15 protein-coding genes are annotated in these 13,476 nt (G+C 35.5%); 13 read left to right on the top strand and 2 right to left on the bottom strand.

Annotation, left to right across the window (positions count from 1 at the left end):
- Positions 1 to 2: 2 nt before the first annotated feature.
- The 10 genes from BLE01S_RS07365 to BLE01S_RS21270 all read left to right on the top strand — a co-directional run bounded on the left by BLE01S_RS07365 (position 3) and on the right by BLE01S_RS21270 (position 8,687).
- Positions 3 to 632, top strand: a complete 630-nt coding sequence (locus tag BLE01S_RS07365; RefSeq protein WP_066139123.1) for a bifunctional 4-hydroxy-2-oxoglutarate aldolase/2-dehydro-3-deoxy-phosphogluconate aldolase — start codon at positions 3 to 5, stop codon at positions 630 to 632.
- A 74-nt stretch (positions 633 to 706) separates the two neighbouring features.
- Positions 707 to 1,855 carry a galactonate dehydratase gene (gene dgoD / locus BLE01S_RS07360; RefSeq protein ID WP_066141011.1) on the top strand — a complete coding sequence of 383 codons (1,149 nt, stop codon included), beginning with the start codon at positions 707 to 709 and terminating at the stop codon, positions 1,853 to 1,855.
- A gap of 1,398 nt (positions 1,856 to 3,253) precedes the next feature.
- Complete coding sequence (locus BLE01S_RS07355; protein ID WP_066139120.1) at positions 3,254 to 3,589, top strand: thioredoxin family protein; 336 nt, start codon at positions 3,254 to 3,256, stop codon at positions 3,587 to 3,589.
- 174 nt (positions 3,590 to 3,763) lie between these two features.
- On the top strand, positions 3,764 to 4,366 hold the full coding sequence (locus BLE01S_RS07350) for an SAM-dependent methyltransferase (RefSeq protein ID WP_066139118.1): 603 nt from the start codon (positions 3,764 to 3,766) through the stop codon (positions 4,364 to 4,366).
- Between the two features lie 203 nt (positions 4,367 to 4,569).
- Positions 4,570 to 5,226, top strand: a complete 657-nt coding sequence (locus BLE01S_RS21010) for a hypothetical protein (protein WP_174521708.1) — start codon at positions 4,570 to 4,572, stop codon at positions 5,224 to 5,226.
- Positions 5,213 to 5,971 (top strand): cytochrome c biogenesis CcdA family protein, encoded by a 759-nt coding sequence (locus BLE01S_RS07340; RefSeq protein WP_066139112.1) that lies wholly within the window; start codon positions 5,213 to 5,215, stop codon positions 5,969 to 5,971. Before BLE01S_RS21010 ends, BLE01S_RS07340 begins: the two co-directional genes overlap by 14 nt.
- A gap of 15 nt (positions 5,972 to 5,986) precedes the next feature.
- The gene (locus BLE01S_RS07335) at positions 5,987 to 6,565 is read left to right on the top strand and encodes a TlpA disulfide reductase family protein (protein ID WP_066139109.1); all 579 of its coding nucleotides are present in this window, start codon (positions 5,987 to 5,989) and stop codon (positions 6,563 to 6,565) included.
- A gap of 40 nt (positions 6,566 to 6,605) precedes the next feature.
- Positions 6,606 to 7,292 (top strand): response regulator transcription factor, encoded by a 687-nt coding sequence (locus BLE01S_RS07330; RefSeq protein WP_066139102.1) that lies wholly within the window; start codon positions 6,606 to 6,608, stop codon positions 7,290 to 7,292.
- Complete coding sequence (locus tag BLE01S_RS07325; RefSeq protein ID WP_231955818.1) at positions 7,276 to 8,370, top strand: sensor histidine kinase; 1,095 nt, start codon at positions 7,276 to 7,278, stop codon at positions 8,368 to 8,370. The genes BLE01S_RS07330 and BLE01S_RS07325 overlap by 17 nt, the downstream gene beginning before the upstream one ends.
- A gap of 185 nt (positions 8,371 to 8,555) precedes the next feature.
- On the top strand, positions 8,556 to 8,687 hold the full coding sequence (locus BLE01S_RS21270; RefSeq protein ID WP_274379902.1) for a hypothetical protein: 132 nt from the start codon (positions 8,556 to 8,558) through the stop codon (positions 8,685 to 8,687).
- A gap of 958 nt (positions 8,688 to 9,645) precedes the next feature.
- Here the strand turns inward: BLE01S_RS21270 and BLE01S_RS07320 are convergent.
- Positions 9,646 to 10,197 (bottom strand): cysteine hydrolase family protein, encoded by a 552-nt coding sequence (locus tag BLE01S_RS07320; protein ID WP_066139100.1) that lies wholly within the window; start codon positions 10,195 to 10,197, stop codon positions 9,646 to 9,648.
- A 121-nt stretch (positions 10,198 to 10,318) separates the two neighbouring features.
- On the opposite strand from BLE01S_RS07320, the gene BLE01S_RS07315 reads away from it, so the two are divergent.
- Entirely contained in the window at positions 10,319 to 10,759 is a 441-nt protein-coding gene (locus BLE01S_RS07315; protein WP_066139098.1) for an Lrp/AsnC family transcriptional regulator, read from the top strand.
- A gap of 267 nt (positions 10,760 to 11,026) precedes the next feature.
- Positions 11,027 to 11,467, top strand: coding sequence for a hypothetical protein (locus BLE01S_RS07310; protein ID WP_066139096.1), 441 nt, complete (start codon positions 11,027 to 11,029; stop codon positions 11,465 to 11,467).
- A gap of 480 nt (positions 11,468 to 11,947) precedes the next feature.
- Here BLE01S_RS07310 and BLE01S_RS07305 read toward each other — a convergent pair whose 3' ends face one another.
- On the bottom strand, positions 11,948 to 12,283 hold the full coding sequence (locus BLE01S_RS07305; RefSeq protein WP_066139095.1) for a winged helix-turn-helix transcriptional regulator: 336 nt from the start codon (positions 12,281 to 12,283) through the stop codon (positions 11,948 to 11,950).
- Positions 12,284 to 12,493: 210 nt separating this feature from the next.
- On the opposite strand from BLE01S_RS07305, the gene BLE01S_RS07300 reads away from it, so the two are divergent.
- Positions 12,494 to 13,387: an SIR2 family NAD-dependent protein deacylase gene (locus BLE01S_RS07300; RefSeq protein ID WP_066139091.1), complete on the top strand. Its 894-nt coding sequence runs from the start codon at positions 12,494 to 12,496 to the stop codon at positions 13,385 to 13,387.
- The last annotated feature ends 89 nt before the right edge of the window (positions 13,388 to 13,476 follow it).

Raw genomic sequence — 13,476 nt, 5'->3', positions numbered from 1 at the left:
TGATGGATACACTTTCGGCCATTCAAGATCAAAAATTGATAGCGATCATAAGAAATCTACCTCCAGCTGATGTATTAAAAGTGTCTAAAGCTTTGCGTGATGGTGGTGTACGAATAATTGAAATTACGATGAATTCACCTAAAGCACTAACAGTAATTGAAGAGCTAACGAGTGAACTTGGAGATGACATAATAGTTGGAGCAGGTACTGTGCTGGATCCGGAAACTGCACGTGCTGCTATTTTAGCAGGTGCAAAATTCATTTTATCTCCAACGGTAAACCTTGAAACGATTAAGTGCACGAAAAGGTACGGAGCTTTAAGCATTCCAGGTGCATTTACACCAACCGAAATTTTGACTGCATTTGAACACGGAGCCGATATAGTCAAGGTTTTTCCTGCTTCATTAGGATCAGATTATATTAAAGATATACTTGGACCATTGTCACAAATCCCGTTGTTACCCACTGGCGGTGTAAATTTAGGGAATATCCAGTCCTTTATTAGAGCAGGTGCGATTGGCTGTGGTATTGGGGGCTCACTGGTGAACTCAGAAGAACCAGTTACTGAAAAGTATTTAGCAGGGTTAACAGACAAAGCAGAACAATTCATTTCAGTCGTTCGTAATCTGTGAAATCTATTAACTAAATTTTCAATCAGCAAGATTCTGGGGTTTGCAAGAATGTATTTAGGGGGAGAGGGATGACTATGAAAATCACAAATATGGAATGTTTTATCGTTCCACCACGCTGGTTGTTTTTAAAAATAGAAACGGATGAGGGTATTGTTGGATGGGGCGAGCCTATTGTGGAAGGAAGAGCCCATACAGTAAAAGCGGCAGTCGAGGAGCTTAGTGACTATTTAATTGGTAAAGATCCTATGAGAATTGAAGATCATTGGCAAACTCTTTATCGTTCTGGCTTCTATCGTGGTGGCCCGATATTAATGAGTGCCATTGCTGGAATTGACCAAGCGTTGTGGGATATTAAAGGGAAATTTTACAATGCCCCCATTTCTGATTTGTTAGGTGGGGCATGTCGCGATTCTGTTCGTGTTTACTCTTGGATTGGTGGTGATCGGCCAATTGATGTAGCTAAAGAGGCTAATGAGAAGGCAGATGCTGGTTTCACAGCTATTAAAATGAATGGGACAGAAGAATTACAATATATTGATTCACATAAGAAGATTGATGAAGTACTTGAAAGAGTCGCTGCAGTGCGAACCGCAGTTGGAATTGATTTTGGGATTGGCATAGACTTCCATGGCCGTGTTCATAAACCGATGGCTAAAGTTTTAGCTAAAGAGCTTGAACAATTTCGTCCGATGTTTATTGAAGAGCCCGTGTTAGCTGAGAATAATGAAGCACTGCGTGAGATTGCACATGCAACTACAATTCCAATTGCGACCGGGGAGCGCATGTACTCTCGTTGGGATTTTAAAAAATTATTATCTGATGGCTATGTGGATATTATTCAACCGGATCTTTCGCATGCGGGTGGCATAACAGAATGTAAAAAAATCTTCGCGTTGGCAGAAGCATATGATGTTGCGGTTGCTCCACATTGTCCATTAGGTCCTATTGCGTTAGCTGCTTGTTTACAAGTGGATGCTACAGCACACAATGTTTTTATTCAAGAACAGAGCTTAGGGATTCATTATAATGAAGGTAATGATTTATTAGACTATCTCGCAGATCATTCTGTTTTCGAATATAAAGATGGCTACGTAAAAATATTGGACAAACCTGGGTTGGGAATTAGTGTGGATGAAGAGTTTGTAAGAAAACAGGCGCAAGTTGGTCATAGTTGGAAAAACCCTGTGTGGAGGCATAAGGATGGCACCATTGCAGAATGGTAGCTCATAAACTTAATTTTAACTAGACAAAATAGTGACATATATTATTTGTGGCTAGAAACTAAATAAGCAATTGGAGAGATGAATATTTCTTTACAGTTATAAATATGAATTTACTCGTAGATAGGCTTTTGATTATCAAAATGTGCTAATCAGTAGTAAACTAATCTGTGGCACTGGATTTACAAGTGAAAAATAACACGGAAAATGTTTTTCGTGTTATTTTTGTTGCAGAAATATTATATTACTAGAACTAAAAATATAAAAGAACGACTTTGTATTCAAATAGTTCATGCATCATCTTGCTATATACATCGATTTTATTATTTTAACGAGAAAATTTGCATCAGCAATCCCTACTTCATTTGTTTGTGACTATCTTTCTAAAAATTCCATCATAAATCTGATATAGGTATTATGCACTCACCTTGATAAACCCGAACATTACAATCGATTTCACTTTTGCGAAACGGACTTAGTATTGGGCTAGACTAACCAATTATAGGGAAACTTTTGAAGAGAGCGTTTTATGAATCTTTCAATCATGAACCTATTCGAATAACTCTAATCTATACTTAATTTGTAAGGCAATTGAAAAATAAATATATCGGAAGAAGTTGCAGTTATAAATTTCTATTTAGTGCACATCGAAAAAAATCCCAGGGAAATATATCTTTTTCACTACTTTAGCTCTTATTTAGAAAGCGCATCAGTTACATATAATCAAAGCGAAGTTGCTATTAGAAGACTGAAGACACGGCCTTGTCATGGATCCAAAAATAAGGCTTCTGGATCTTTATCAGATGGATACTTATATTGAACAATCAAATAAAGCACAATGAATAAAGGGTTGTCCAAAAGAAGTAAATTCTGGACAACCTATTAAAATTTCGAAATAATTGATTCACATCGCCGAGGACAGGCACCTTTTTTTAGCATGAGCCTATTGATTCATATGTCTTTGATATGAAGATGTGGCAAATCATATTAAGCTTATTATTGAAAGTGATTTCGCAGACTGGAAAACAAAGGAGAAGACTTTAATTAATTTAATGTTCCATACTTTAAGTTACTTAAAGGTAAGGATTAAAAATGGAAGATATAAATGCCTACCAGAAATTTTCTAAATAAATAAGAGGGGCTTGATCTAAATGTAGAGAAACATCATGAAATGGAAGATAGGCCAAATCAATATGCGGTTAGCGGTGTCAATATCTATTGTAAATATGGATTTTTAAATACAATAATATAGGTATTTGCATATTCATTGGGAAATTGTGTTCCACCCATATGTCTCAAAGTGGAATTGATGCAGTTATAGAATTTTAACTTTGTTAATATTTGTGACGGCAAATAGTTAAATTATAATTTTGAATGAAAATGAAAGGATAAGGAGAATTTATGATTACATTAACATCGCTTGACTCGGTAGAAAAATTTATCAGGGATCATCAATTTAGTTTTTTATATGTATCAAGAACTAATTGTGGAGTATGTCATGTTATACTGCCTCAGTTGATAGATTTGCTGGAAGAATTCCCACTAATACAGCTAGGTCATATAAATGCCGATGATCTCGAAGAAATAGCAGGACGCTTTTCGATTTTTACTGTACCGGTACTGCTATTATTTGTAGATGGTAAGGAAGTTATAAGGGAAGCTCGATTTGTTCATATGCAATCTTTGCATGAAAAAATAAGCAAAATTTATAACATGATGGTTGAAAAGTTAGATTAATATCAAATGCAAATGAATTAAATCAGCGCTCTGTAAATGATCAGGGTTTATAGGCATTGGATAAAGCTCCATAACTAATTTCGGTTAATTTACCTTATAAAGTAAGAAATTAGTTCCAATCATGTCACTTTGCAATTAGAGATTCAGAAATTACAAAGAAAGGATGATAAATAGATGAATCATTGGCATACCCGCTTTCAAACAGAGAATTACGTTTATGGTAAGGAAGCAAATGCATTCTTGACGGAATTTCAGAAGGAAATAAAAGTAACCGGTGACGTTTTGGCTATCGCTGAAGGGGAAGGTCGTAATGCAGTTTATTTAGCTGAGCAAGGAATGAACGTCACAGCATGGGATTACGCAGAATCAGGGCTCGCAAAAATAAACAAGCTCGCAGAAGAAAGAGGGGTAGTGGTATCGACTGAACTGGTTGATTTAAAGGAAGCTAACTGGAGTAAAGCCAAATGGGATGAAATTGTATGTATCTTTGGGCACTTTCCAGTAGAACTTCGAAAAAGAACACTTCAAGGTATTAAGGAAGCCGTAAAGCCAGGTGGTTATTATCTGACAGAGGTGTATTCACATTACCAAATCCCTTATAAGAGTGGTGGACCGAAAGATCTGAATTTTTTATATACACCGGAAGAGTTTTTGCAAAACTTTGCCGATTGGCAGATCATTCACTTTTTCATGGGAGAGGTTGTCCGTCATGAGGGAGAACTCCATAATGGACTGTCACATGTCATTCAATTTGTTGGAAAAAAACCAGTGGAATAACAGAATTAAAGCAATAATATTGGTTTGGAGAAATGATTCAATATAGTTAATCAATAATAATAGACGACTCTGGAAAATTTATTCCAGTCGTCTTTTTTGATGAAGCCATTTAAATTGAATGATTATCCATTTTCATCAAACTTTCATAAACCTTTCGTAACATAGACATTGAGCAATCTTTATCTGGAGGTTTGAGTGTGGGAATGTCGAGTATACAATCGTCAATCGGTATTATCATTTTAAGTTTCAGTGTGGGATCTCTCACATACTACTTATTAAGTGATTTAGCAAAAGAAAAAAAGAAAATCTATGTGGAAGAAATAGTGGGTCAACTGACAAACTTTATTATTTTTATTTGGCTTGGGAAAATCTTATTAAACTTTTCGGTCTTTATAGCAGATCCGTTGGCCATATTGTCTTATCCGAGTGACGCATATGCATTTTACTTAGCTATTCTATTGAGTGTAATAACAATCATGATTCAATCTAAACGTGGAAGAATAGATATACTTCCATTTTTAACGACCTTTACACATATATTTTTAATCTCCTCATTTGTGTATGAATTTATGCAAATTATTTGGAATGACAATACTTATTCAATCCGATATATGGGTTTAATCGCTTTATTAAATGTAGCATTTGTAGTTTTACGTGAGTATGTATCTATTTATTGGTTGAATCTATTGATATTCCTTGGATGGAGTGTGGGAAGTTTAGGATTGACAGTTGTGATGCCAATCACAATGGTATTTGGTTATACAATGGCATCATGGTTTTTGGTTTTACTTCTCATAATATGTTGTCTATTAATTGTTTTTCGGAAAAAGAAGGAGGGTGGCATAAGTGGGTGGGATTGAGACAGATACGATGTTAGTAATAGGAATGTTTTTGGCGTTAGGAGCAGGGACAATATCATTTTTATCGCCTTGTGTGTTACCAATTTTTCCTGCGTACTTATCTTATGTTACTGGAATCAGTGTTAAGGAACTGCAAGGAAATCATGATATTAAAATACGGAGTAAATTATTAAGTCATTCAATATTTTTTTTGCTAGGTGTATCCCTTGTTTTTATTAGCTTAGGCATTGGAGCTTCCTATTTAGGGCAGTTTATTCAAACACTATTAGTTGGTGATACAGGGCTCTTTATTCAACGTTTAGCCGGAGTGTTCATTATCTTCATGGGTCTTTTCGTCGGAGGGTGGATTAATTTATCAGTATTAATGAAGGAAAGACGTTTTCAATCTTCAAAAAGACCAGTAGGATATTTAGGCACTTTTTTTGTGGGCATGGGTTTTGCAGCTGGGTGGACACCTTGTATTGGGCCTATCTTCGGTTCAATTTTATTTTTGGCAGCTAGTAATCCGGGTCAAGGAATCATATATACGGTCATGTATGTAGTTGGGTTTGCATTGCCATTTCTTCTCTTAACATTTTTCCTAGGATCAACCAAGTGGATTACTCAACATAGTCTAGTAATTATGAAAACAGGCGCTTTGATTATGATCATTATGGGGTTTATCTTATTAACTGGCCAGATGCCACGGATCACCGAGTTTTTACTAAAGTTAGTGCAGGATACATGGTTCGAAAAATTAGGGTGAAGGGGGTAGTGAGGAATGAAGAATGTAGTATTTATTGTCATAGTCATAGGGTTAGTTGGTTGGACAACTTATGAGTTATTAGCCGCTTCAAATGAAAAAGCTGCTCGGGAATATGGTAGTGCAACCTCGGAGCAAATATATAATTCAGGAGAAATTAGTGAATATAGTAATCCAGGAATTCGTAAAGGTGAGCTTGCTCCTGATTTTGAACTTACTACTCTAGACGGAGAGGTAGTGAAGTTGTCGGATTATAGAGGTAAACGAGTCATGCTAAATTTTTGGGCAACATGGTGTCCGCCATGTCGCGCCGAGATGCCTGATATGCAAAAGTTCCAAGATAATAAAGATGTACAAGTATTAGCTGTGAATTTATCTGAAACGGAATCGAGTTCAAAAAATGTTCCTAAATTTGTTGACGAATTAAACCTGTCGTTAAAAATACCTTTGGATAACGAATCAGCTGTCTCAAAAGAATTTCAAGTTTTGGCGTACCCTACAACCTATATGATTGATTCGAATGGGCGCATCCAATTTGTAATGATGGGTGCAATGAATTATGATTTCATGGTACAGCAGTTTGAAATGATGCAATAGGACTCTTCTATTGTATAAACTAAGAATAGAGGTGATTCCTATGAAACAAAGGATTATGGTTGTCGAAGATGATAAAATGATTCGAAATCTCATACTCATCTATTTAAAGAAAAATGGATATGATGTTGTGGAAGCAAGTGATGGAGAAGAAGCGAAAGTGGTTTTTCTAGAACATCAACCTTGTTTAATCATATTGGACCTCATGCTTCCAAAGGTTAGTGGCGAAGAATTTTGCACTTGGATTCGTGAGCAAAAGCATAATGAGGTTTCGGTTATCATGCTTTCAGCAAAAGTACGAATTGAGGATAAAATTTGTGGTTTAAGATTAGGAGCAGATGCCTATCTAACAAAACCATTTGATCCAAATGAACTTATCGCTCAAATGGAGGCTGTATTACGGCGAACTGAACAGTTTTGTCAAAAAATTGTCTACGAGGGGTTATGTATCATGCCAAGAAAAGGAGAAGTCTTACTTTACGGAAAAGCTATAAAACTAACAAAATATGAGTTTAATCTATTGTATTACTTCATGCAGAATCCAGATATCGTATTGTCACGTGAGCAACTTATCGGGCAAATTCACCCTAGCATGGAAAGAAGTGTGATGGACCGTACCATTGACGCGCATATAAAAAAACTTCGTGAAAAAATTGAAGTATATCCATCGAAACCAAAGCGTGTCCAAACTGTTAGGGGAATGGGGTACAAGTTTGTCTCGAATATATAACTTTTTTGTCCGCTTCATACCAATCGGATTTCTATGGCGTTTAACGTTTTTAAATATTTTAGTTGTTGTGATGGTAACTGCCATAAGTGGTTGGGCTATTTATAGTACTGCATGCTTTTTAGCGGTAGAAGTAGGGAATTTGGATACACCCCGGCAACAGCGATTTAATCGTACCCTGCTTAGTTACCTATGGATCTTAATGATTATGGCTGCTTTTATTGGTAGTGTTCTACACTTTTATTTTATTAAACGTTTTATTCAACCGATCCGAGGTTTGATACAATCTACCAAAGAGTTGAAGCTTGGTCATTCTCCAGAACCAGTAGAAGTATATCAAGATGATGAAATCGGTCAGTTGGCTATACAGTACAACGGGCTAATTGCTCAGTTACAAATGAATGAACAACATCGGAACAGACTTGTTACAGACATATCACATGAAATAAGAACCCCCTTATCGAATTTAAATGGTTATCTGCTAGCATTGAAAGATGGAGATATTATAGGAGATCAGGTACTTTTCGCATCCCTACATCAAGAATCAAACCGATTGTCTCAAATGCTTGAACAACTTGAACAATTAAAAGAATGGGATTACCTGTCAGTCCAATCGATTGTTGAAAAAGAAACATATGAAATCAAACCTATACTGAATCAATGCGTTGCGATGTTTGAAAGGACTTTGGAACAAAAGAATATTCCGATACTACTAGAGATTGAATCAGGAAAGGTAGATATCCATGTCGTGGGAATACAACAGGTCATTAGCAATTTGCTGGAAAATGCTATTCGCTATTATGAGGGAGACGGGCCAATTTTATTGGCAGGAGAGAAGCGAGGAAAGGATTACTGTATTTCGGTTACAGGACCAAGCAAACCAATACCGGAAATAGAAAGAGAAAAAGTATTTAGCCGGTTTTACCGACTTGATTCTTCCCGAAGCCGCATGACTGGAGGTTCGGGATTAGGACTTGCGATCTCAAAGGAAATTATCGAACGACACCATCAAGGTGAAATTGGAATTGATACGACTAGTACGAGCAATACTTTCTGGGTGACTTTACCGGGAATTATATAATGAAATACCCTGGTATGGGCTCTTCTCGAACGCATGAAATTTACTAACATGTGTAGTGAAGGGAGACGGTTTTTCCCTTTAAAATTAACACTTTATATACCGTGTTGGGTATGTTGGAGTAGTTTTAGGAATAATAGTAATTATTTTTGGAATTTTAAATACCCCCTCGCGTGTTTTATCGTAGGATGGCCATCAGTACAGGGGCTGATGTAGCAATGGAAACGGCCAATGTGATGATCATGATCATTCGCGAGGATTTAAAACAGTATGGACGATGCAATCAGTATGTGTCGTTAAACAAAAACTTATTTGGATAATGGGCTAAGATACACTTAGTATTTCAATCGCTGCAATCAGGATATTCGACCCTTGGTTTGCGGATGCCGCATTGACATTTAGTTCCGTGTCAGTTGTACTAAACGCTTTATGTAAACAAAAAGTCAGATTAGAAGAGTGATAACTATCATCCGTAGAGTAAACTGCTTTCTTGATTGTTTTACTCTACAGTTTACATATCAGTTACTATGTTAATGAATAAATGTAGAAATGGGTGAATGAAAACAGATGTGAAGGCTGTTTGGAATGGTGCGAAATCCAAATGAGCTTATCGTATCTTTAACAACCACCTATTATATAGCTTCACTCGCTTTTATGATAGAAAGTAGAAAGTTACTCGTAGATGAACTAACTTTAAATTTTTGCAGCAATTTTTGATAATGGGTTTAACATTACTCACTATCTGTAAATGTTTTGTCCGTGGGCACGATAGAAGATCATGTTCAATTTGCACTAGAAGCAATAGAAAGTGCAAAAAGAGGATTTGAACTTGGAATTTTATAGAAAAAGCGAAAGTTGCTTTTGAAGCCAAAGGGAAAGTTTCTTGAAATAAGTTCGCATAGTTACTTTATTTAAACTATATGGAAGTTTCTGGAGTAAGGAACAATTTGAAGTGATTTCAATTGAATAATATCCTAGAATTTCCATAAAGTAATATATTTCTTGGGGAATTGTGGTCACTGCAGTTTAAAGAGATTGTTGAAACAAAGGATAGAATTACCAAAAGTCATTTCATTTCCTCAATGTTAGACAATTTAATTTGGTAAAATATTGCGATAAACTTAAGACGTTTGCCTACTAAAGATGACTTAAAGAAAAAAGAATGAGAGTTATCCGGCTAATATTCGATGAATGTTTCTAGAAAACGAAAAAAAAAGCATTTGAAAATAAGATCATTTACAAATGCCTTTTACATTTTTTTTGTTCTTGTGAATTTTGTTAGTTTTGTTGCAGGAAATCTTCAGTCGATTTTACATCGCAGTACATACCATTAAGTGCGCTAACAAATGCATAATGGACTTGCTCAGCTGTAACGGTCTTACCTTCATAAGACATGTCTCGAGTCGCACATGCATCTTCAATAAGTGTAGTTTCATATCCTAAATCCACTGCAGCTCTGACTGTTGCATCAATACACATATGTGTCATCATACCGACAACGATTACCTTGGTTATTCCTTTTTCTTTTAATTTGCTTTCCAAATCAGTCTCTAAGAAGCTGTTAGGGAAATGTTTGATGATCATAATTTCGTTTTCCAAAGGTTGAACAGTTTCATGTATTTCGGCGCCCTTTGTATCCGGAAGAAAGAATCCTAATGCTGGATCAGCTGCAATATGCTGGACATGAAAAATATTTTCTTTGTTGTTCTGCCTAAACCAATCAAGAACTTTTGCAGCATTAGTAGCCGCTTTATCTGGATTAACTAATTCCATCCTTCCATTTTTAAAATAGTCATTTTGAATATCTACAATAATTAGAGCTGTGCTCATAATTCTCCACCTCGTTCAAAGTATTTTGGTACACTATAATCATATATCGTATAATGCTTTTTATCGATAAGTTGACGAAACACTTTACTCCCAAACAATTTCATGGTGAAAGGAATTAATTATGGAACTTGATAATATTGATTTTCAGATCCTTCGGTTATTATCCGAAAACTCACGTATTCAATGGAAAGACTTAGGTGAACAAATTCATATGACGGGACAAGCGGTAGGGAATCGGATAAAAAAACTAGAGGATAATGGTGTCATTAAAGCCTACTCTCTACTAGTTGATGAAATGAAAGTAGGGCTTACGTATACGGCGTTTGTCATTATTTATATGAAAACAGCAAACCATGATTCGTTTATACGATTAATGAATGAATGGAAAGAGGTAGTGGAAGTTCACCGAGTATCGGGAGAAGGCTGTTATCATTTAAAACTAAAAGTTAACTCCCAGGAACATTTGAATCTTTTTCTGGATAAAATTCTTGAGTATGGGAATTATGCTGTACATCTATCGATTCAGGAGATTAAACAACAGAATCCGCTAACTGCTATATAATATAAACTAGTTGTTTTTCTATCAGGTCAAAAACTGCAAAAAAGGTATAACCCCTCATATTAATTGAAGTTTTATACCTTTTTGTGTAGAGACAAAGGAGCCTTCGGAACCTTTGTTTATTTTGCCCTTTTTATAAAAAGTGTTATTTTTAAGAAAGAAGGGAATAATTTACTTTTTATGGGGCACATATTCTATCAAAGGGTATGATTCCTTAATAACTTAGTAATCTAGCATTGTCCTTGTGAATAAGTTCAGGGAGTGGTGAAATTGATTCAAAAAGTTGAAATCCATAATTGGATAATAGAAGTAGATATCGAAGCAACAAAAAAACAATACAATAATGATTGGGAATTATGCCAATGCTTAGATTGTTTGAACTTTTACGAAGGTATGAAATCTTTATCAAATGTAGAGTTGGATTTTTTTAATAGTTTCGGTATTAATCCTACTAAGTGTGTTCAATTATCAGAATTGGGGACCAATAAAAAGGGGCTGCAATTATACAGTGGTTGCTACCATATCGTCGGCAAAATAATTAAGGGAAAACCTGTTAACTCTCACAGTTGGAATGATGAAAATGTAGTGGAAATTGGTCATTTCACTTTTGCTTTTTCAAACGATTTACAGTTTGTTCCCGCCGCATTTCCCAGACCAGCTCTTCAGATTGATTTTGAAACAGAAACACCTTGGGTTCTTAAAGAATCATAATGATTTCAATATTGTAATCATACTTAAGGAGAAGCGGTAAAACAGTACTCAACAAACAGAGGCTTTAATAAATTTATAACGCTTAGAGTAATAAATGAACTGCACCTCAATTGTTAGAAGATGTCTAATAATTGAGGTGCAGTGCAACTCTGAGCGTTTTTTTGTCATCTAAATGTTCAACTTTTTATCATCATGACCAAATTGTAGTTAGCTTTTTGACACGCTGAAATCAATATATTCCACCCATTTATCTATTGCTAAGTGCTTAACTCATGCAAGCCAGTGAAACCAATGATCGATTTCTTGGTAAACTTCTGGAGGTAAATCTAGTTTTATAGCTTCAAATAAGACAATTTATTGTGATTAATTCAATGAACTCTTCATATACATTTTCTCGCACACTAAACCCTCTCCGTAAATCGGATTATATCAAGGTTGAGCTGGTCTGTGGAAAAACCACAATCTATGCGAAAGCAACCATTATTTTTCATTATTATGCTCTCCCCATTGGCACATTTCCTGAATAATAGGCCAAAGGGTTTGTCCCTTTTCAGTAAGGCTATATTCCACCTTTGGGGGAATTTGAGGGTATTCTTCACGATGAACTAAGCCATCACTTTCCATTTCCTTTAATGTGGAACTGAGTGTTCTATAGGTTATTTTACCGATCATACGCTGAAGTTCGTTGTAACGCACGTCACCATGTTTTGATAAATAGTAAATGATGAGCAGTTTCCATTTACCGTTGATAATAGAAAGGGTGTAGCCAAAAAAAGTTTCTTCGTTATCGGCGACACTAACTTTGGATGTTTTCATAATTACACTATCCTCCTGGATAGTATGCGTCTAAAAACTGCATACTTGTTTGTTCGATTATACCAACTATATAATATATTTAGATTCAAGTAAAGCAGGTTTCAAAACATAAAAATATATTCCATCTCTAGATTTTACTATTGGGTATTTGAGAAGGGCATATATTGCTTAAATTTTTTTTAGCCATATTAACAGGAGGAAATATAGAGTATGTTTGATCAACTATATCAAGACAATATAGGAATATTACTTCAGAAAATCGAGGAAGCTGATGCAATTCTGGTTGGTGGTGCTGCTGGCATGTCTGCCGCTGCCGGATTCAACTGGTATCGGACTGACGAAACCTTTTTGAATCACTTTGGGAAATTCGCAGAAAAATATAATATTGAAAGTATTTTTTACGGCTTTTATTATCGTTTTATAACTAGAGAAGAACGCTGGGCCTATATCGCTACCTTAATCAAGTTCGTATATGATTCCAAAGTCGGTCAGACCTACCTTGATTTACTTCAACTAATCCAAGAAAAAGATTATTTTATTATTACTACAAATCAAGATGCACAGTTTTCAAAGGCTTTTCCTGAAAAGAGGGTTTCCTTGATTCAAGGAGATTGGCGCTATTTTCAATGCAGCGAACCTTGCCATGATCAGGTTTATCTAAATAAAGAGCAAATAGAGATAATATACGCAAAAATAGAGGGAACTAGAATATCTCCAGACTTGATACCAAAATGTCCAAAGTGTGGGCGGTTCATGGAACCATGGGTTCGTTCCCCTCAATTCTTAGAAGGAAGCACTTTTAAAAGCGAATTAAATAAATACCAAGTATTTATGATGAGAAACAAATATAAAAGGATTCTATTTTTGGAATTAGGTGTAGGCACAATGACTCCGAAGTTTATTAAAGAGCCATTCTGGGAGATGACTTATAGTTTGCCAAGAGCTTACTACATTAGTATTAACCCTAAGGATGCGATAATTCCTAGAAAGATAGAGGAAAAAGGAATCACAATTAATGAGGACATTGCCCGTGTATTTAAAGACACTTTGAACGTAAAGACAAATAAGGATCAACGAGACGCCAGCGGAATATACCGATTTTAAAAAGGTTTCTAATGTAATTGATTTAGTCGAATGCCTACCATTAATATTAACACTATCATATTGGATAGTATGTGCAGAAAAAGCGCATA

The organism is Lederbergia lenta NBRC 16444, from assembly GCF_001591545.1.
Taxonomy (GTDB): domain Bacteria; phylum Bacillota; class Bacilli; order Bacillales; family Bacillaceae_C; genus Lederbergia; species Lederbergia lenta.
The sequence above is the reverse complement of the archived record's forward strand: the minus strand, read 5'-3'. Positions and strand labels throughout refer to the sequence as shown.

Bases quoted from the DNA above. Each gene is read 5' to 3' on its own strand.
- BLE01S_RS07365 (WP_066139123.1), top strand. From the start codon at position 3: ATGGATACACTTTCGGCCATTCAAGATCAAAAATTGATAGCGATCATA.
- dgoD (WP_066141011.1), top strand. From the start codon at position 707: ATGAAAATCACAAATATGGAATGTTTTATCGTTCCACCACGCTGGTTG.
- BLE01S_RS07355 (WP_066139120.1), top strand. From the start codon at position 3,254: ATGATTACATTAACATCGCTTGACTCGGTAGAAAAATTTATCAGGGAT.
- BLE01S_RS07350 (WP_066139118.1), top strand. From the start codon at position 3,764: ATGAATCATTGGCATACCCGCTTTCAAACAGAGAATTACGTTTATGGT.
- BLE01S_RS21010 (WP_174521708.1), top strand. From the start codon at position 4,570: ATGTCGAGTATACAATCGTCAATCGGTATTATCATTTTAAGTTTCAGT.
- BLE01S_RS07335 (WP_066139109.1), top strand. From the start codon at position 5,987: ATGAAGAATGTAGTATTTATTGTCATAGTCATAGGGTTAGTTGGTTGG.
- BLE01S_RS07330 (WP_066139102.1), top strand. From the start codon at position 6,606: ATGAAACAAAGGATTATGGTTGTCGAAGATGATAAAATGATTCGAAAT.
- BLE01S_RS21270 (WP_274379902.1), top strand. From the start codon at position 8,556: ATGGCCATCAGTACAGGGGCTGATGTAGCAATGGAAACGGCCAATGTG.
- BLE01S_RS07320 (WP_066139100.1), bottom strand. From the start codon at position 10,197: ATGAGCACAGCTCTAATTATTGTAGATATTCAAAATGACTATTTTAAA.
- BLE01S_RS07315 (WP_066139098.1), top strand. From the start codon at position 10,319: ATGGAACTTGATAATATTGATTTTCAGATCCTTCGGTTATTATCCGAA.
- BLE01S_RS07305 (WP_066139095.1), bottom strand. From the start codon at position 12,283: ATGAAAACATCCAAAGTTAGTGTCGCCGATAACGAAGAAACTTTTTTT.
- BLE01S_RS07300 (WP_066139091.1), top strand. From the start codon at position 12,494: ATGTTTGATCAACTATATCAAGACAATATAGGAATATTACTTCAGAAA.